14 protein-coding genes are annotated in these 19014 nt (G+C 52.8%); 9 read left to right on the forward strand and 5 right to left on the reverse strand.

Annotated features, from left to right (window positions below; all coding sequences use genetic code 11):
• Positions 1 to 198: 198 nt before the first annotated feature.
• From K365_RS28465 to K365_RS0112925, 9 genes are all read left to right on the forward strand, one after another.
• A complete protein-coding gene (locus tag K365_RS28465) occupies positions 199 to 678 on the forward strand; it encodes a hypothetical protein (protein ID WP_156887723.1) in 480 nt (159 codons plus the stop codon).
• 35 nt (positions 679 to 713) lie between these two features.
• Positions 714 to 1343: a hypothetical protein gene (locus tag K365_RS28470; RefSeq protein ID WP_024334889.1), complete on the forward strand. Its 630-nt coding sequence runs from the start codon at positions 714 to 716 to the stop codon at positions 1341 to 1343.
• Positions 1344 to 1613: 270 nt separating this feature from the next.
• The gene (locus K365_RS0112895; RefSeq protein ID WP_024334890.1) at positions 1614 to 2303 is read left to right on the forward strand and encodes a DUF4194 domain-containing protein; all 690 of its coding nucleotides are present in this window, start codon (positions 1614 to 1616) and stop codon (positions 2301 to 2303) included.
• Complete coding sequence (locus tag K365_RS0112900) at positions 2303 to 5680, forward strand: ATP-binding protein (RefSeq protein ID WP_024334891.1); 3378 nt, start codon at positions 2303 to 2305, stop codon at positions 5678 to 5680. The genes K365_RS0112895 and K365_RS0112900 overlap by 1 nt, the downstream gene beginning before the upstream one ends.
• Positions 5677 to 6873, forward strand: coding sequence for a DUF3322 domain-containing protein (locus K365_RS0112905; protein ID WP_024334892.1), 1197 nt, complete (start codon positions 5677 to 5679; stop codon positions 6871 to 6873). The genes K365_RS0112900 and K365_RS0112905 overlap by 4 nt, the downstream gene beginning before the upstream one ends.
• Before the next feature lie 2 nt (positions 6874 to 6875).
• On the forward strand, positions 6876 to 7451 hold the full coding sequence (locus tag K365_RS0112910; RefSeq protein ID WP_024334893.1) for a cob(I)yrinic acid a,c-diamide adenosyltransferase: 576 nt from the start codon (positions 6876 to 6878) through the stop codon (positions 7449 to 7451).
• Positions 7451 to 8092, forward strand: coding sequence for a ferredoxin--NADP reductase (locus K365_RS0112915; RefSeq protein WP_024334894.1), 642 nt, complete (start codon positions 7451 to 7453; stop codon positions 8090 to 8092). Before K365_RS0112910 ends, K365_RS0112915 begins: the two co-directional genes overlap by 1 nt.
• 47 nt (positions 8093 to 8139) lie before the next feature.
• A complete protein-coding gene (locus K365_RS0112920; RefSeq protein WP_051147847.1) occupies positions 8140 to 9327 on the forward strand; it encodes an iron-containing alcohol dehydrogenase in 1188 nt (395 codons plus the stop codon).
• Positions 9328 to 9745: 418 nt separating this feature from the next.
• Positions 9746 to 10309 carry a chalcone isomerase family protein gene (locus K365_RS0112925; protein WP_024334896.1) on the forward strand — a complete coding sequence of 188 codons (564 nt, stop codon included), beginning with the start codon at positions 9746 to 9748 and terminating at the stop codon, positions 10307 to 10309.
• 294 nt (positions 10310 to 10603) lie between these two features.
• On the opposite strand, the gene K365_RS0112930 is transcribed toward K365_RS0112925, so the two are convergent.
• From K365_RS0112930 to K365_RS0112950, 5 genes are all read right to left on the reverse strand, one after another.
• The gene (locus K365_RS0112930; RefSeq protein WP_024334897.1) at positions 10604 to 12592 is read right to left on the reverse strand and encodes a molybdopterin-containing oxidoreductase family protein; all 1989 of its coding nucleotides are present in this window, start codon (positions 12590 to 12592) and stop codon (positions 10604 to 10606) included.
• Between the two features lie 16 nt (positions 12593 to 12608).
• The gene (locus K365_RS0112935) at positions 12609 to 13046 is read right to left on the reverse strand and encodes a universal stress protein (protein ID WP_024334898.1); all 438 of its coding nucleotides are present in this window, start codon (positions 13044 to 13046) and stop codon (positions 12609 to 12611) included.
• Between the two features lie 9 nt (positions 13047 to 13055).
• On the reverse strand, positions 13056 to 15644 hold the full coding sequence (locus K365_RS0112940) for a TRAP transporter permease (protein ID WP_024334899.1): 2589 nt from the start codon (positions 15642 to 15644) through the stop codon (positions 13056 to 13058).
• Positions 15645 to 15752: 108 nt separating this feature from the next.
• On the reverse strand, positions 15753 to 16733 hold the full coding sequence (locus K365_RS0112945) for a TAXI family TRAP transporter solute-binding subunit (protein ID WP_024334900.1): 981 nt from the start codon (positions 16731 to 16733) through the stop codon (positions 15753 to 15755).
• A gap of 137 nt (positions 16734 to 16870) precedes the next feature.
• A complete protein-coding gene (locus K365_RS0112950; protein ID WP_024334901.1) occupies positions 16871 to 19003 on the reverse strand; it encodes an acetate--CoA ligase family protein in 2133 nt (710 codons plus the stop codon).
• Positions 19004 to 19014 lie beyond the last annotated feature (11 nt).

Here is a 19014-nt window from a genome sequence, read left to right on the forward strand (position 1 = left end):
CTTTACTTTGACGACGTGCCTTCCATTTCTTTAACAAGACCACCAAGTATGTTGGCCTCATACTCCTTGAATTTTTCAACACCCATAAAAAATATCAGGAGAATCATCACAAAGCAATTGAAAAAAAAATTTCTGAACTGGAACAAGATGACAAGGAAATCCAAAAAAGAGCTGACAAAACAAATAATGACGGAGGTTGTGGATAAATATGATTATTCTAAGATATTGGACATCCCCATCGAAGAACTCATAGGCGTTGAAGACCAAGCCCCTTCAGCAGGTATTCGTAGCCTTCCCGAGATGGCATTTTATATTGAAAATTTTCATTCCGACAACCTGTTTCATTTTGACGCACTGAAAAAGCCATATCCCGAAATTGTGGATCCGGAATTACAGTTTATTGATCAGCTTATAGATGACCAGATTATCAACAGCTTGATTGCGCCTGACAGCTATTCCGCTGTGCACAGGGATATTCAGCCCTACCAGTTATTTCGGATGGAGCTTTTAAAAATTATCAAGTACCCTGAAATCAGTTACAGGAAATTCTGCCTTGTACAATTCAGATCAAAGGTAAGAAAATACGAATTTATTCCGATCCAGACTGCGATTGTGGAAAGCGCCGGAACAAAAGGGATAAATCGCATTACGTTATTGGCTACCGGCTTCACACTCTAACAGCCATCAACCCATCAACAGGCCATAGTTTTCCATTGGTATCCTCAGTAGGGGCAGCAAATCATCATGACAGCCTGTTTTTAAAACCGTTGATCAAGCTTGCTCAGGCATTGGGAATTGATATCAAATTGGTTACCGCCGATCAGGCGTATCATGATAGCGATGGTTCGGTTCTCAATGAAACCGGTGTCTATATCGTAGCCCCTGAATCGGAGAAAGCCAACCTTCCTGACAACGTTTTGGAATCGCCATTAAGAGTTGCCTGTAATGATTCTTGTGAGATTCCGATGCAGTTTTTGGGATCGACACCGGAAGGTCATGAATTTGGATGTGATGCCGCTCCGGGTGAGTGTACGTTTGAATCCAATTGCCCAAAATCAAGGATTGTTTCTTTTGACAGTGGTTATTTTCAACCAATGCCGACTTTTCATGGCGGATCTCAAGACGCAATCGAGATTCGAAAAAACTGTGAAAGGCCCTTCAATTTGATGAAGAAACGAGAAGGCCTTGAACAAACACGGGTAAGAAGTCAGCAGGGTGTAATTGTCCGATCAACGTTGACGACTATCGTAACATTGTTGCTTGAAATGGCTGGAACAAGACATAAACCGAAGAAACCGGAACATATACCATTTTCTAAAAAAACAGCTGTTTTGGAATACTGAAAATCCATTACTGGTGATGCACTTTTTTTTGAACTGCAGATCCTGCTATGCCTGCCCACCACTTCGGAACGGATGGATGGCGGCAATGTGGCAGCGGATTTCCACAACCGGTATGTCTTTGAAATCCGCCTGCCCGATTCCTTGCAAAAAATTGTCTTTCATTCTTTCGGTGTGGCAGTCGGCCGAGAATGTGCAAACCGAATATCCCCTTGACCGATGGCATTGAAAATCATAGTCTGAAAAAAAGACTAAGAAAAGAAGAAAATTTCTATGGATGCAACACAACCTTATCCATCTGATATTTCCCGCCCCCTGGTGGCATTGATGAAGGGCGTGGTGTTCAGGGAAAACGATCCGGCCCTGTGGCACCTTCTGGAGGAGGGACAGATGGCCGTCCGTGACTATGTCCGGGTCATGGGCCTGGAACTGATGCTGGACACGGCCGAAGGGTATGCCTGGCTGGCCACCCGGGAACCGGAACAAGGGGAAGACCCCCTGCCCCGCCTGGTGGGAAGGCGACAGCTGTCTTATCCGGTGAGCCTGATCATCGCACTCTTACGCAAAAAAATGGCGGAACAGGATGCAGCCGGAGAAGACCCCCGCCTGATCCTGTCCGTGGGGGAGATCACGGACATGGTCCAGGTGTTTTTGCCGGCATCGGGCAACGAAGCCCGGATGATGGACCGGATCAACACCCACCTGAACAAGATCGCAGACTTAGGCTTTATCCGGCGGCTCAAGGGCGAAAAGGACAAAATCGAGGTGATCCGCATTCTCAAGGCGTTTGTGGATGCCCAGTGGCTCAGTGAACTGGAGGACCGGCTCAAACAATACCAGGCCCATCTGGAAGATGACAATGATTCCGGTTCGGCCGATGACAGTCACACAGATCCTTCGGGTGGCAGCGACATGGACGTAAACATTGATTCCACCCCCACCGGGGACCGGGGCGGTGGCTGATGGAACAGCAGCTTTTGGACTTTGCATCGGACGATGCCCTGGCCGGGTTCCGGCTTCACACCCTGGAAGTCTTTAACTGGGGTACGTTTCACAAACAGGTATGGCGCCTGGATCTGGACAGCCGCAACAGCCTGCTCACCGGCGATATCGGGTCCGGCAAATCCACCCTGGTGGATGCGGTGACCACCCTGGTGGTGCCGGCCCACCGGGTGGCCTACAACAAGGCGGCCGGGGCTGACACCAAAGAACGCAGCCTGCGCTCCTATGTCCTGGGATATTATAAATCAGAACGCAGCACCACGGGTCATGCGGCAAAATCGGTATCTTTGCGGGATCACAACAGTTTTTCCGTGATCCTGGGGGTGTTCAAAAACGCTGGCTATCTACAGAAAGTCACCCTGGCCCAGGTGTTCTGGATCAAAGAGGCCCAGGCTCCGCCGGAACGGTTCTATGTGGTGGCGGACGAGGCATTGTCCATTACCGGGCATTTCAGCGGGTTCGGCACGGACATCGGGCAGCTGAAAAAACGGCTGAAAAAAATGAAAGATGTGGCGGTGTTCGACACCTTCCCCAAATACGGAGCCGCATTCCGCAGGCGGTTCGGCATTGACAACGAACAGGCACTGGCCCTGTTTCACCAGACAGTGTCCATGAAATCCGTGGGCAACCTCACCGATTTTGTCAGGGAACACATGCTGGAACCTTTTGATGTCACCCCCCGCATCGATGCCCTGCTGCACCATTTTGACGACCTGAACCGTGCCCATGCCGCCGTGCTCAAGGCCAAACAGCAGATCGAGCGGTTAACCCCCCTGGTGGCGGACTGCGACACCCACACCCAGCTGGAGAAGGAGGTGGGACAGCTGCGGGAATGCCGGGAGGCGTTGGCCCCGTTTTTTGCCGTGCACAAGAAAAAACTGCTCAAAAAGCGGATGGCCCATTTAACTGACAAACAGGCCCGGCTGACACGGGAAGCACAGGCCCTGGAGAGCGAACACAAAGAACAGATGGCCCGGCGGGATGACATCCGGCAGGCCATTGCCGAAAACGGCGGCGACCGGCTGGAAAGGCTCCGGGCTGATATCAAGCGATTTACCGACCAGAAACACAAACGCCAGGCCCAGGCACAGCGGTATGCAGATCTGGCACAGGATTTGTCATTCAAACCCGTGCACACCCGGACGGATTTTGACGACAACGCCGCCGCCATTCAGGACCGGCAGCAGACCTTGAGAAAAAAACAAGCGGATCTTCTCAACCTGCGAACCGAGCTTTCCATGACGTTCCGGGATCTCAAAACAGACCATGACGAGCTGACAAAAGAACTGGCCTCCCTGTCCGCCCGCAAAAGCAACATCCACGCCCGGCAAATCAGTATCCGGCAGACATTGTGCCGCTATCTTGACATGGATGAAACCAACCTGCCCTTTGCCGGTGAACTGATCCAGGTCAGAGAAGATGATGCTCCCTGGGAAGGGGCCGCTGAACGGCTGCTGCACAATTTCGCCCTGTCCCTGCTGGTGCCGGAATCCCATTACCGGGCTGTGGCCGCCTGGGTGAATAACACCTTTCTGCAGGCAAGGCTCGTGTATTACCTGGTGAGACCGGCCCCCCAAAAAAAATCCGTTGACCTTCATCCGGATTCCCTGGTGAAAAAACTGGCCGTCAAGCCGGACAACAAATGTTACGAGTGGCTGGAACAGGAACTGGCCACACGGTTCAACTATGCCTGCTGCACGGATATGCAACGGTTCCAACAGGAACCCTGGGCCATTACGGAAAAAGGCCAGATCAAGTCCGGGGGACGGCGCCACGAAAAAGATGACCGCCGGGATCTCACAGACCGGTCCCATTATGTGCTGGGCTGGACCAATGAGGCCAAAATCCGCACATTGAAAAAACAGCACCGGCACCTGGAACAACAGATGCAGACCACCGGCAATGACATATCCCGGCTGGAATCCCGTCAGAACACCTTCGAAAAACAGCTGTCCAACCTGATCCGCCTGGGAGAATTCCAGGATTTTTCCGATTTGGACTGGCACGCGTCAGCCGAAGCGATCCTGCACCTGGAAGCGGAAAAACAGGAACTGGAAACCCGGTCCGATATCCTCCAGACCTTGGGGATGCAGCTGGAAGCCCTGGAAACAGAGATGAATGACACGGGAAAAGCCCTGAAACAGGCCCGGGACAACCTGGCCGGAAACCGGGAAAAACAGAACCAGACCCGGCACCTGGCAGACACCTGTGAACAGGATCTGGCCGGCTGGGCCGCCATGGACCCTGACCAGGCCACTGCTTTGTACCGGCATCTGGAATCTTTGCGCATAAACGAACTGCCTGTCCACACCCTGACCATTGAATCCTGCAGCAACAAGGAAAGAGAAATGCGGGAGCTTCTCCAGAACCGCATCAACAACCTGGACAAACGCATCGCTACCCTGGCGGCCCGGATCATCAGAGCCATGCACGGGTACCGCAGGGATTATCAACTGGAAACCAGGGAGGTGGATGATGCCGTGTCATCCGGTCCGGAATACCGGGCCATGCTGGATCAGCTGCGATCGGACAACCTGCCGGAATTTGAGAAACGGTTCAAGGAACTGCTCAATGAAAACACCATCCGGGAAGTGGCCAATTTCCAGTCCCAGCTGCTGCGGGAAAAAGAGACCATCAAAGAGCGTATCGAGCGCATCAACCGGTCCTTGTCCGACATCGAATACAACCCGGGCCGATACATTGTACTGGAGGCGGAACTCACGCCGGACATGGAGATCCGGGATTTTGGCCAGCAGCTGCGGGCCTGCACCGAAGGGGCGTTGACCGGATCTGAAGAGGACCATTACTCTGAAGCCAAATTCCTGCAGGTAAGCCGCGTGATCGAACGGTTCCGGGGCAGAGAGGGCACGGTGGACCTGGACCGGCGCTGGACCAAAAAAGTGACGGATGTGCGCAACTGGTTCGTGTTTGCCGCCTCGGAACGCTGGAAACAGGATCACACGGAATATGAGCATTACACCGATTCCGGGGGCAAATCAGGAGGGCAGAAGGAAAAACTGGCCTACACCGTGCTGGCCGCCAGCCTGGCCTACCAGTTCGGCCTGGAATGGGGGGCGATCAAATCCCGCACCTTCCGGTTCGTGGCCATTGACGAGGCATTCGGCCGGGGTTCGGACGACTCCACCCGGTACAGCCTGGAACTGTTCAAAAAACTCAACCTCCAGCTGCTCATCGTGACCCCGCTGCAAAAAATTCACATCATCGAGCCCTATGTATCGTCCGTGGGACTGGTGTACTGCCCGGACGGCACAGAATCACTGCTGCGCAACATGAGCGTGGAAGAATACCGGGACCGCCGGGAAAGGACAGAACCGTGACCGCTGCCTGGACCCGGATCCAGGATCTCAAAGACCGGCTGGAAAAAAAATGGCGCAAAGGGATATTTCTGGCCCAGAGGATCACGCCGGAAAATTTCACCCCCCTGCGCATCCCGCTCAAACATCCCACAGCCCGGGAACTGGCCCATGATTTTGCCGCAGCCCGTGACTGGGTGGCCCACTGGGTCTTTCATGAAAGCGCCCCGGACCGGGCCGGATTTGATATTGAATGGCATGCATTCACCCACCGGAGTTTAGGAAAAAACCGGCTGCCGGCAGCGGTGATATTTCCCACCCTGGCCGATGTGGTATCTTTTCTGGGAAAAACCCGGCAAACTGAGCGATTTCACACCCTGTTTCATATCATCACGGGCCGGTTTCCCCCACTGGCCGGACTGCTGCTGGACCACCCGTTGACCGTGCTCCAGCATGACAAGGTGTGGGAAAAGCTGCTGTCCATCCTGGACTTCATGACCGGTCATCCCCGGCCCGGCATCTATATCCGGCAGCTGGAGATCCCCGGGGTGGACACCAAATTCATTGAAACCCACAAAGCCTGGCTGGTGAAACTGCTGACCTGTGTATTGCCGGAAACAGCTGTGGATGAAGGGATCAAAGGACCGGCCGCCTTTGAAAACCGGTTTGGTTTTCTGTCTCGGCCCACCCGGGTCCGGTTCCGGTTCCTGGATCCGGATCGGTCCATCATGGGATTGTCCGACCTGGAAATACCGGCACATGACTTTGCCCGCCTGCCCGTCCAGCCGGACACCGTCTTTATTGTGGAAAACGACATCACAGCCCTGTCATTTCCTTTTTTTCCCAACGCTCTGGTGATCTTCGGCCGGGGCTACAGCCTGTCGGTTCTATCCGAAGCCCGGTGGTTGACGAACAAACCGGTCTGGTACTGGGGGGATCTGGACACCCACGGGTTTGCCATGATCGACATGATCCGGCATTACTTTCCTCAAACCCGCTCTTTTCTCATGGATGAAGACACCCTGCTCTCCCACCCGCCTTTGTGGGGCAAAGAGCCCTCCCCGATCAACCGGGACCTGCCGCTGCTCACCCCGGATGAAGCCCGGGTCTATGATGCCCTGCGGTATCATACCCACGCTCCGAACCTGCGCCTGGAGCAGGAGCGGATCTCGTTTACCATTGTACGCCGGGCTGTAAAAGATATCCAAAGGATCTGAAAATGAAGATTTACACAGGTACAGGAGACAAGGGCAGAACCAGCCTGTTCAGCGGAGAGCGTGTTTTAAAATCAGACCTTCGCATGGATGCCTGCGGCGGCATGGATGAATTGAACGCGTTTACCGGCAGCATCAAAGCCGCATGGGAAATCACCGATCCGGACCTGGACCGGGATATTGATCAGATCCAGTCCTGGCTTCTGGAGGCAGGTGCGTGGCTTGCCACCACACCGGATTCTCCTTTGACCGGTTCCCTGAATCCGTTCACCGATTCCCCTGCCCGACACCTGGAATCTTCGATGGACAGATTGTCGGAGCAGCTTCCCGAAATCCGACAGTTCATCCTGCCCCAGGGCCACCGGTCCGCTGCCTTCGCCCACATGGCGCGAACCGTCTGCAGAAGGGTCGAGCGGGTTGTTTTGTCTCTGTGCAGACAGGAAAACCCGGAACAATCCGTCACAGAGCCCATGAAAAACATCCTTGTTTTTCTGAACCGGCTGTCTGACTATTTCTTTATACTCGCCAGGTATCTGAATCACCGGCATAAAGTGAAAGAAACCTTGTGGAAACATCCATAATGCCTTTCATCATCCAACTGACCCGGCGGATGTGGCTGACAGACACCGTCTTTGAGCTTGCGTTCACAAAACCGAACAGGCTTACATGGCTGCCGGGTCAGCATATCCGGTTTGACTTTGCGGGCGCTGACAGGGATTACACGCCGGTTTCCCTGCCAGGCGATCCCTTGATCCGGATCTGTGTCAGGAAAACCGGCCAGGGCCGGTTCAGTGATCACCTGTCCCGGTGCCCGGAAGGCGAACGCTTTAAAATATCAGGCCCCCATGGTCATTTCCTTTACCACCCGGGTGAAACATTGGATGTTTTCGTGGGAACGGGCACGGGTGTGGCCCCGTTTGTTGCATATGCGTCATCCGGTGTCTCTGGATTCATTCTTCTTCAGGGTGCAAAGACTTTTGATGAATTGATTTACCGAAACCTGCTTGAGCCAAACAGCCGGCAATATGTACCCTGCATCAGCCGGGCCCCAGATGCGGGGCCGGTTTTTCATGGACGGGTGACGGATTTTCTCAAAAACCGGCTGCCCCCGGACTACTACCAGTTCTATTTGTGCGGCAGAGAAGAAATGATTCAGGATGCCATGAACATCATTGACGATAAATTTTCAGATGCAAAGGTGTTTTTCGAACGGTTCACCTGACAGACTGAAAAAAACCATATACCCCAATGCAGACAGGAGTTTTTCATATGACTGCCCGTTTCAGGCCGAAGATCACCCTGGCGGAAACCAAGGTGGACTGGCACCATCCCACACATATCCGGTTCGGTCCCGGCCGAATTAATGAACTGCCGGAAGTGTGTTGGCAATTGGGCATATCTGCGCCTTTGATTGTCACGGATCAGGGGGTGTCAAAACTGCCGTTTGTGAAATCCATTATCCGGTTGAACAAAGAGGAAAGCATTTTCACGGCTGTTTTTTCAGATATTTTTTCCGAGCCGGATTTTGACACGGTGAAAAAAGGGGCGGAAGTGTTGCGGCAGGGCCGCCATGACGGTATCATCGCCATCGGCGGGGGCAGTGCCCTGGATGCGGCCAAAGCCATCTCTCTGGCTGCGGCCGCCGGCCCGTCTCGCATATGGGCGTTCACATCCGGCGGCCCAGGTCATGCTGTCATACACAAAACACTTATTCCCATTGTTGCAGTTCCCACCACTGCCGGCACCGGATCTGAGGTGGATGCCAATGCAGTGATCAAAGATACAATATCCAGCCGGAAAATCAGTATTTTTCATCCGGACCTTATGCCCAAAGTAGTGATTGCCGACCCGGAGCTGACCCGGGGGCTGATTCCCTTTCTGACAGCGGCCACGGGCATGGATGCCCTGTCCCACAATATCGAAGCCTTGAGCAGCCCGGTGTTTCACCCGGTCCTGGACGGGGTGGCCATGCAGGGCATTTTTTACATCAAAGAAGGCCTGCTGCCGGCTTTTTACAGCGGCAGAAACATCAAGGCCCGCACCTATACCATGGCCGCTTCCATCATGGGGGCCATTGCCTTTGACAAAGGCTTAGGGGCGGGTCATGCCGTGTCCCATGCCATCGGCGGCATGTTCAAGGTGCACCACGGCCGGGTGATGGGCACTCTTTTGCCCTATGTGCTCATGCTGAACCGCGCCAGAATAAAAGACAAAATGTCACGGGCTGCCAGGTATCTGGATCTGCCCGGCCAGGATTTTACCGCATTTGTAAACTGGGTGACTGATTTAAAGATAGCGATGGGCATGCCTGCAAATTTAAAGGAACTGGGCATCAGAAAGCAGCATATTCCAGATATCGCTCAAAAAGCGCTGGAAGATGCCAATATCCATACCAATCCGGTAAAAATGGATCCAAAAAAAATGAAAGACCTGCTGGCACATGCCCTGACGGGATAAACGGAACCAGGCTGCCCTGAAACTATTTTATTCCTGATTTGGGTTACGACTTTTCCAATTCCCAAATCCCAGCAGTCGGCAGAAATTAATTTTAGTTATTTTTGACCTTTGGCGTGATTTCCGGTGAGGTTTGCTCAAAATTACCAAAAAAAATTGCTGATCAGCCCCGTTTCAGTAAATGAGGTCCGATTTTTTTTGCTCTTTCCTGGTATATTTCTTATCCTCACAACATGTTGTGACCGTGCCCGTCTGGGGCCAAATTTAAGCCTTAATTATCTTTTTCAACCATCTTTCATACTTTTCTTGACAAAAAGTGTCTCCCTATCCTACTATCCTAAATTGATGACAGTTGCATTGAAAAGAAAAGTTTGTTTAAACAATAAAAACAATATTCAAATTTCTTCACAGGAGATAATTTATGTGTAAAAAACTTTTTCTGGTAGCAATGACTGTTTTACTTCTGAATGGCGTTGCTTTCTCTGCACCTGTTGCTGGTGTTGATATTGCTGATTCTGTATCATTTGATGGTACAAATTACAGTTTGAACGGTACAGGGGTTAGAAAAAAATTTGTAATGAAACTGTATGTTGGATCGCTTTACACAAACCAAGCATTCAAGGATGAGAACGAAATTCTTGACGGCCCAGTTTCTGCTGTGATAAGGCTTGACATAATTTCTGGATTGATAACAAGCAAGCTTATGGCTGAAACAGTTCAGGAAGGGTTTGAAAAGGCAATGGGTGGAGATTCATCGTCTCTTCAACCGCAGATAGACAGTTTTATTGGAGTATTCAATGAAAAAATAGACAAAGGTGACTCTTTTACATTTGTTGGCGTACCCGGACAGGGATTAACTGCCTACAAGGGAGAAAAAGAGCTGAAAGTTATCAAAGATGACTATTTCAGAAAAATTCTTTTCAGCATCTGGCTCGGAAATGATCCGGCCGATAAAAACCTTAAAAAAGATATGTTGGGCAAATAGCGCTGAAAAGCATTCTTTCCGGTCGATTTTATGATTTTTGGAACTGGAGCGGGTGTGTATCGCATGATTTTCATCCTTCGGCGCCAGTTTTCCGGATCAGATATAGAAGATTTATGGTACCCATTCAGGTTTCCATGTATATATCGGCGACAGAATCTTTTCCGATGACCAGTTACAGAAAGGCGACGAACTTAAGGTCCAGGGCAGTTTTCTTTTCATTTCCCGGACCCAGACCTGGCACCGGGTGGAGTAGGTTTTCGCAAATTGTCAGTTTTGAAACCCATGCACGCTGTTTTAAATGGATGACAGGGTGCAGAACGTATCGTAAAACGCGGCCTGCTCCCCCATGTCCGATAGACCCGCATGGGTGAGAAAATTCACGGCACCGCTTTTATGCCACCACCCCTGGTGCATGAAAGCGGTGCCGTCACACACCGCCTCATCCAAAATCAGCCTGGCTGTCACCTCTCCCTGCCGGGTTGCGATGCACACCCTTTCCAGCCCAAAGATGCCAAAATTCTGTGCGGTTTTCCGGTTCACAGATACGGCCGGTTTCCGGTCTTCAAACACAAACGCTTGTGAATGCATGGACCTTTTAGTTTTGCAGGTGAGCAGCCGCAAAGGAAAACGATCCTCCCCTTTGGAAGGGTTGATAAAACAAGGCAGCGGCGATTGCCCGGCAGATTCAGCAGCTCGGCTGAAAATTTCTATTTTCTGAGACGGGGTGGCAAATCTTTTGTCTGCCCAGGGGATGTCATGACCGGGAATGCGCAGGTATTCACCGGCAAGGGTATCCAGATCCATGTCCGAATCTTTTCCTAAGCTTTCCAGCAGCGGGGCCGCACATTGGTCCAGGTACTCCCGGGAAGAGGCAAACCCCAGCGTATCAATACCCATGTGCTTTGCCAGGGCCAGGAAAAAATCGGTTTCCGGCATCAGGGTATCCGGCGGGTCCACCACCTTTTTCGAATAATTGAGCACATGGGAATACATGGAGGTGGCAAACAGATCATCCTGCTCAAAGACCGTGGCGGCCGGCAGCACCAGATCCGCATGCCGGGCTGTGTCCGTCATGAAATGGTCAAACACCACCTTAAAGGCAATGCGCTGAAAACCGCGGACCGCCGCATTGAGATCCGGGCTCTGGTTCAAGGGGTTGCCCCCGGCCACGAATGCGGCGGCAATGGGGGGATTATCCACGGTCTGCAAAAAATGTCCCAGCATGGGGGCCGGAAAGGTCCGGGATGCTGTGACATGGGCTTTGCTGTTTTTTTCCGGCCGGTTCAGCAACGGAGCCAGGGATCGGGCCGCGTAATTGGCACCGGTGCCGGGCTTTCCCACATGGCCGCACACCGCAGCCAGGGCATCAATACACCGCACCGTGTTCCCGCCGCTGGCATACCGCTGCAGGCCATATCCCATCCAGATACCCGGGGCCCGGGCTGCAGCATATTCTCGGGCCAGTTTCCGGATGGTATCCGGCGATACGCCTGTAATGCGAGATGCAGTTTCCGGATCAAACCGGTCCAGATACTGACAGAACCGGTCAAACCCTAGGATGTGGTCCTGCACAAAAGATCGGTCATACCGGTTTTCCGTGACAGTGACATGGGCCATGGACAATGCCAGGGCCGCATCCGTGCCAGGTTTCAACGCTACATGGGTACCAAGGGACTTTGCCGTGTCTGACTGAATGGGATCGATGACAACAATGCGGGTATTATTTTTTTCAGCCTGTTTGAGCAGGGTGTAAAAATGCAGGCTGGTGGCTTTGGGGTTTCGACCCCACACAATGACCAGATCGGAATTAAGAATATCTTCAGGCAAATGGCCCCGGACATCTCCGAAATCAAAGGTCTGGGCCGCCATACCCGCACCCCAGCACAGGCTGCCGGTAAACCGGGTGTCCCCGCCCAGGCAATTGAAAAAAATGGACTGGACCCGGCTTTTCGCTCCCCCATATCCGTCACTGACATAGTTGAGCACCCCGGCAGGTCCCCAGCGCTCATGAACAGACGTCAGGGTGGTGGCCACAAGGTCCAGCACCTCGTTGTAAGTTGTACGTACAAATCCTGATTTTTTCCGAACCATGGGATGCTGCAGCCGCTCCGGATGGGAATGCCGCTGTATCAGATCCCGGCCCTTGGAACAGATGATGCCCCGGGTCAACGGATGGGCAGGGTCGCCCTTGATATCCATGATCCGGTTGTCTGAAACTGTGACCAGAAACCGGCACAGGTCAAAACAGTCCATGGGACAGGACACCGGCACCGTGCGGGTCATTTCAGGATCTGGCCGGTCATTTGAGCAGATTTCTCAACCGCAGCACCGAACAATTGGCCTCTTTGACGACCCTTTGGGCACAGGTGCTGGAAAATGCCTCATTCACGGTTCTGTTCCGGTTATGATATACCACGATGAGATCCGCCCCCCATTTGTCCGCCATTTTCAGAATTTCTTCATAATGTTTTCCCACCAGCACTTTGTAGGAGACATTGGCCCCTTTGCAGTTTGCCGCCACAAAGTCATCCAGTGCTTTCTGAAAATGGGCCCGGGCTTCCTTTTTGATCTCTTCAGTGACAAAGGACGCCACAATGGGCATGGTAAATCCGGGCATCACCGACACAATCCGAATCTGGGCCCCACTCAGGGAAGCCAGTTCCGCTGCATTGTCATACACAGCCTTGGATGCCTTGGGGTAATCGATATCCACAGGCACCAGTATTTTATTGAACATGAAATCCCCCTATTCTAATTTGAGCCGGGATGCTTCATCCGGTGTCTGCCGGCGTTTTTGCAGAAAATAGATCAGACCCAGCAACGCCAGGGCCGGAAAAAACATCAGCTGCTTGGGAGGTCGGTCCGCCTCCATCATCACCGATACAATTTCCTGATCAAAATCAATGCCCATCCGCTCGGCATTACTGCCGAACATCATGTTGTTCACAATCATTTTGCCGTCTTCTTCCATCACCTCAAACCCCACCTCCCGCAGCCGGTCTTCGGGTGCGCCTTCTTTTCCCACGGGAAGCATCATGGCCTTGGTATATTCATCTCCATCCATGGTCTCACCTTTGACCACCAGGTGAATCATGGTATTTTCATCCTGCTTTTCCATGGCTTCCAGCAAATAGATGCCGGGTTCTTCATGATAGGGTTCATATACTTTATCCCAGAAAAATCCGGGCCGCAGCAACGTGAACGTCACCAGCAGCAGGGCCAGAGTCTCGTAAAAGCGGCTTTTTGTCAGCCAGTACCCCTGGGTGGCAGCCCCGAAAATCAACATCGCAGCCACAGCGGATGCAATGACAATAGACAGATGAACCCAGTTCTGAATCCCGATCATGAGCAGTTCGGTGTTAAAGATAAAGAAAAAAGGCAGCACGGCTGTGCGAATATCGTAAGTAAAGCCCTGGATACCCGTCCGGATGGGATCACCGCCGGATATGCCGGCCGCAGCAAACGCCGCCAGCCCCACCGGCGGCGTGTCATCTGCCAGAATGCCGAAATAAAACACAAACAGGTGCACGGCGATCAGCGGGACCACCAGCCCGTTCAAGGCTCCCAGTTCCACAATGACCGGTGCCATCAGAGTGGAGACAACAATATAGTTGGCCGTGGTGGGCAGGCCCATACCCAGCAGCAGGCTGATAACGGCGGTGAACAACAGGATGAGCAGCAGGTTGCCGCCGGAGATGAATTCCACAAACGCGGTCATGACCAGACCGATACCGGTGAGGGTCACCGTGCCCACGACAATGCCGGCGGCAGCCGTGGCCACGCCGATGCCGATCATGTTTCTGGCGCCGGCCACCATGCCGTCGATCAGGTTGTCCCATCCCATTTTAAAGGCAAATTCCGGGGCACTGTTTTTGCGGATGATTCCTTTTAACGGCCGCTGGGTCAAAACGATGAAAATGAGCACCACCGTGGCATAATAAGCAGACAGAGACGGGGACAGCCGTTCCACGGTCAGACACCACATCAGCACCACAATGGGCAGCAGAAAATAATATCCGGCCTGGGCGGTTTCTCCGAGTTTGGGCAGCTTGGTGATTTCATGGGTATATTCCAGTTCCGGCACCCGGCAGGCCACCCAGATCAGAACCAGATAGGCAGCCACAATCAGCAGCACCACAAAATAGATGGCCGCATCGCCTGCCATGGTCTTGATCCATCCCAGGCCGTAATAGGTCCCGCCGCCCAGAATAATCAGCGTTAAAATGGTCAGTACAAATGAGAGAATCTTTCCCATAGCGGTCTTTGTCACCGGTTTTTCCATGCCCTTGAGCCCCAGTTTGCAGGATTCCAGATGGACAATATACACCAGAGCGATATAGGAAATAATGGCCGGTAAAAATGCATGCTTGATCACCTCCACATAGGAGATGCCCACATATTCCACCATGAGAAACGCGGCCGCGCCCATGACCGGCGGGGTAAGCTGACCGTTCGTTGAAGCGGCCACTTCAACGGCACCGGCTTTTTCCGCCGGAAACCCCACTTTTTTCATCAACGGAATGGTAAACGTCCCGGTTGTGACCACATTGGCGATAGACGATCCGGACACCAGGCCGGTCATGCCCGATGATACCACGGCCGCCTTGGCCGGTCCGCCCCGCATATGGCCTAACCCGGCAAAGGCGGTACGAATGAAATAGTTGCCTGCCCCGGCAGATTCCAGCAACGAGCCGAACAGCACAAACATGAACACCATGCCCGTGGATACCCCCAAAGCCACGCCGAACACGCCTTCAGTGGACAGCCAGTAGTGGGACATGCCTTTGGTCAGGCTGGCCCCTTTATGGGCAATGACATCCGGCATGTACGGCCCGAAAAAAGTATAGATCAAAAAGACGGTTGCCACCACCATCAGCGGCGGTCCCAACGCTCTCCGGGTAGCCTCCAGAAGCAGTATCAGGCCGACCACGCCCACCACCAGGTCCAGATTGGTGGGAAGTCCGGGCCGGGATGACATCTGCTCGTAAAAAATAAACAGATACGCTGAACAAAAAGCGGCCACCAGCGCCAGAAACCAGTCCTGTATGGGAATATATTCCCGGGGCGACGATTTTAATGTCGGATAGGCGGTATAGGATAAAAACATGGCAAATGCCAGATGAATGGACCGGGCTTCCGTATCGTTGATCACAAAAACATTAAAGATGAACGGCAACGGAGATGCATACCAGAGTTGAAACAGGGTCCAGATCAAAGGGACAAAGAACAGAATCTTTTTGGGAACCGCACCCACCGGATTTCTGGCACCGGATTCCACCTCAGCCACAAAGTCCTGCACATCATCCGGCACGGCTTGCTTTTTTGCAGCAGTCATGGTGACAAGGCCTCCTCGAAAATTAAGGATTGTACCGCACAGAAACAGAAACAAACGTGCAGCGCCATGAACTGCGCTGCACGTTTGTCTGTCAGATCCGACAATAGATTACATCAGGCCGGCTTCTTTGTAGTATTTGACCGCACCGTCATGCAGCGGGGCGGACAGACCGTCTTTGACCATTTCTTCTTTTACCAGCACCTCAAATGCCGGATGCAGTTTTTTGAAGTCGTCAAAATTTTCAAATACCGCCTTGACCACGTGATAGATCACCTCTTCCGGCACGTTGGCGGAAGAAACAAAGGTCGCGCCCACACCAAACGTTATGGTGTCGGTATCCGTGCCCCGGTACATGCCGCCGGGAATGGTGGCTTTCCGATAATAGGCGTTGTCCGCCACCAGCTTGTCAATGGCAGGGCCTTCTACAGGTACCAGAATGGAATCACAGGACGTGGTGGCTTCCTGGATGGAGCCGGAGGGATGGCCCACGGTGTAGATGATGGTGTCGATTTTGTTGTCACACAACGCAGCGGACTGTTCTGCGGGTTTCAGCTCGGACGCCAGTTTGAAATCATCCATGGTCCATCCCAAAGCATCCATGACCACTTCCATGGTACCGCGCTGGCCGGAACCGGGATTTCCCACATTGACCCGTTTGCCTTTCAGGTCTGCAAAGGTCTTGATGCCGGAATCTTTTCTGGCGACCACGGTGAAAGGTTCGGGATGCACGGAAAATACGGCCCGCAGGTCCTTGTCCGGACCGGATGCTTCAAACGGGGTACCCTTGGTGCCGTGGTACGCATGGTACTGCCAGTCGGACTGGGCCACTGCCATATCCAGCTCACCGGCACGGATGGTATTCAGGTTGTACACGGATCCCCCGGTACTTTCTACAGAGCAACGGATTCCATGCACTTTTCTGTCTTTGTTCACCAATCTTGCGATGGCGCCGCCGGTGGGATAATAAACCCCGGTGACCCCGCCGGTTCCGATGGTGACAAAGGTCTGTTCCGCCTGTACCGGAGCGGACCCGAAAAAAAGGATCATGCCGAAAAATGCCGTAATTGCCAATACCAGTAATCGTTTCATCTAAACCTCCATAAAAAAGTTTGATTAGAATTGTGTGCAGGATGCGAAATTCTGCCCCGCACCCTGACGCAGTTGCCTGAACGGACGTTTGTACTTCTAAGTCTAAGAATTTAACGTCTCCATATTTTTTTGTAAACCTATTTTTTCAGGATAATTCTGGCGTCCACCACATCCAGGCCGTTTTCATACAGAATAATGGGGTTAAAATCCATTTCCTGGATTTCAGGGTAAGACTCCACCAGTTCCGAACAAATACCCAGCAGTTTACGCAAGGTTTTTTTGTCATAGCCTTTCTGCCCCCGCACCCCGCTCAAAATGACCGATGACCGGGTATCTTCGATCATTTTCTTGCACGACGCCGGAGATACCGGTAACACCCAGAAGGTCACGTCCTTCATGATCTCCACCATGATACCGCCCAGCCCATACATGATCACCGGGCCGAACTGTTCGTCGATTTTCGTGCCGATAATGACTTCCAGACCTTTTGCCGCCATAGGCGCTACGAGCACCCCTCTGATATCTGCTTTGGGATTGTATATCCGGGCATTTTCAATGATAATATCGAACGCGGCCTTCACCTGGGAGTCATCCCCGATATTGAGCATCACGCCGTTGGCATCACTTTTGTGCAAAATATCCGGAGATACGATTTTCATGACCACATGGCCGTCGATCTTTCGGGCGATGTCCACAGCCTGGTCCGCCGTTTTTGCCATTCCTCCCACAGATGTGGGGGCACCGTGGAGTTTGATCAGCTGCTTGGCTTCATGCTCCAGCAGCACATGACGGCCTTCATCCACGGCGGCCTGAATGATGGCTTTCCCTTCCGGTTTGGCTTTTTCCCGCCAGTTGAACACAAAATTGGTCTTGGCGTGATAGGTTTTCAGATAATTCCCATAAGTGCACAGGCAGGCCATGCTCTTGCAGGCGATGTCCAGGGAATCATGCACCGGGATATCATAGTGGCGCAACAGGTCCAGGGCATGGGAATCGTAGGCACTGTATAGCGAGTGCACGAAAATGGGTTTGCTGCGTTTTCTGCCCATGGCGCCCAGGCGATGGGCGGCCTGTTCTTCGCCGATGGCCAGACTTTTTTCAAACCGGATCCCATATCCGCCGAACAGTCCCACCATGAGAAGCCCTCCCACGGCCGGATCCTTGAGCAGAATCTTGGCACAATCCGCAAAAATGCTGGGATCCGCATCCGTGCCGCCGGCCACATCCACAGGATTGACCACAGACGCGGCTTCCGGCAGAATTTTTTTCAGACTTTCCTTTGTTTTTTCCGACAGATCCGCCAGTTCGATACCATAGTCGGTCAACAGGTCTGCGGCAATGGTGGCATGGCCCCCGCCGTCGGCCAGCACGGCAATGGCATTGTTTTTCACCGGCGGCTGGCTGGACAGGGTTTCAGCCACGGGAAACAGTTCATCCGAGTTTTCGATCACAATAATCCCGGCCCGTTCATATGCGGCCTTGGCCACCTGGCCCATGCCGGCCAAAGACCCGGTATGGGATCCGGCGGATTTTCTGCCCTTGGCGGACCGGCCGCTTTTGAGCAGGATAATGGGCTTTTCAATACTGGTATTGTATGCTTCCTGCAGAAATTCCCGCCCCTGGCTCATGCCTTCCACATACATGAGAATCGCTTTGGTGTCCGGATCATTTCGGAAAAACGCCAGATATTCATGAAACTTGATGTCCGATTCATTGCCCACGCCCACATAATAGGTGAATCCCCCGTGTTTGCGGATGGTGGCTTCGGTGATCAGGGTCAGGGCCATGTTGCCGCTCTGGCACAGCAAAGCGATACTGCCCTCGGGGGGATCCTGAATACCCACCAGGTTCATGCGGGATTTCAGGTTGATCATGCCTGACGTATTGGGACCGATAAGCCGGACCTGATTGGCTTTGGCCGCATCCACCATTTCCTGTTCCAGAACGCGCCCTTTTTCTCCCAGTTCCCGGAATCCGCCGGCAATAATCACGGCCCCGGCCACGCCTTTGGCACCGCAGTTTTCCAGTATTTTGGGAATAGTTCTGGCCGGGGTGGTGATCAACGCCAGGTCCACCTTCTCCGGGATGTCGGTGATATCTTTATAGCATTTCAATCCCAGAATGGAATCTTCCTTGGGATTGACCGGATAGATCTCCCCTTCATACCCGTCGGCCAGAAGGGTTTTAATGGCCTGATAGCCTCGTTTGGTCTTGTTTTTGGATGCACCGATAATGGCGACGGATCTTGCATTCAATACATGTTCCAGCATGAGTTCCTTCC

The organism is Desulfotignum balticum DSM 7044 (assembly GCF_000421285.1).
GTDB lineage: Bacteria > Desulfobacterota > Desulfobacteria > Desulfobacterales > Desulfobacteraceae > Desulfotignum > Desulfotignum balticum.

What these genes read in the sequence shown, in the direction of transcription:
- K365_RS0112910 (WP_024334893.1), top strand. Translation starts at nt 6,876, where the DNA reads ATGAAGATTTACACAGGTACAGGAGACAAGGGCAGAACCAGCCTGTTC.
- K365_RS0112915 (WP_024334894.1), top strand. Translation starts at nt 7,451, where the DNA reads ATGCCTTTCATCATCCAACTGACCCGGCGGATGTGGCTGACAGACACC.
- K365_RS0112925 (WP_024334896.1), top strand. Translation starts at nt 9,746, where the DNA reads ATGTGTAAAAAACTTTTTCTGGTAGCAATGACTGTTTTACTTCTGAAT.
- K365_RS0112920 (WP_051147847.1), top strand. Translation starts at nt 8,140, where the DNA reads ATGACTGCCCGTTTCAGGCCGAAGATCACCCTGGCGGAAACCAAGGTG.
- K365_RS0112950 (WP_024334901.1), bottom strand. Translation starts at nt 19,003, where the DNA reads ATGCTGGAACATGTATTGAATGCAAGATCCGTCGCCATTATCGGTGCA.
- K365_RS0112940 (WP_024334899.1), bottom strand. Translation starts at nt 15,644, where the DNA reads ATGACTGCTGCAAAAAAGCAAGCCGTGCCGGATGATGTGCAGGACTTT.
- K365_RS0112945 (WP_024334900.1), bottom strand. Translation starts at nt 16,733, where the DNA reads ATGAAACGATTACTGGTATTGGCAATTACGGCATTTTTCGGCATGATC.
- K365_RS0112930 (WP_024334897.1), bottom strand. Translation starts at nt 12,592, where the DNA reads ATGACCCGCACGGTGCCGGTGTCCTGTCCCATGGACTGTTTTGACCTG.
- K365_RS0112900 (WP_024334891.1), top strand. Translation starts at nt 2,303, where the DNA reads ATGGAACAGCAGCTTTTGGACTTTGCATCGGACGATGCCCTGGCCGGG.
- K365_RS0112935 (WP_024334898.1), bottom strand. Translation starts at nt 13,046, where the DNA reads ATGTTCAATAAAATACTGGTGCCTGTGGATATCGATTACCCCAAGGCA.
- K365_RS0112895 (WP_024334890.1), top strand. Translation starts at nt 1,614, where the DNA reads ATGGATGCAACACAACCTTATCCATCTGATATTTCCCGCCCCCTGGTG.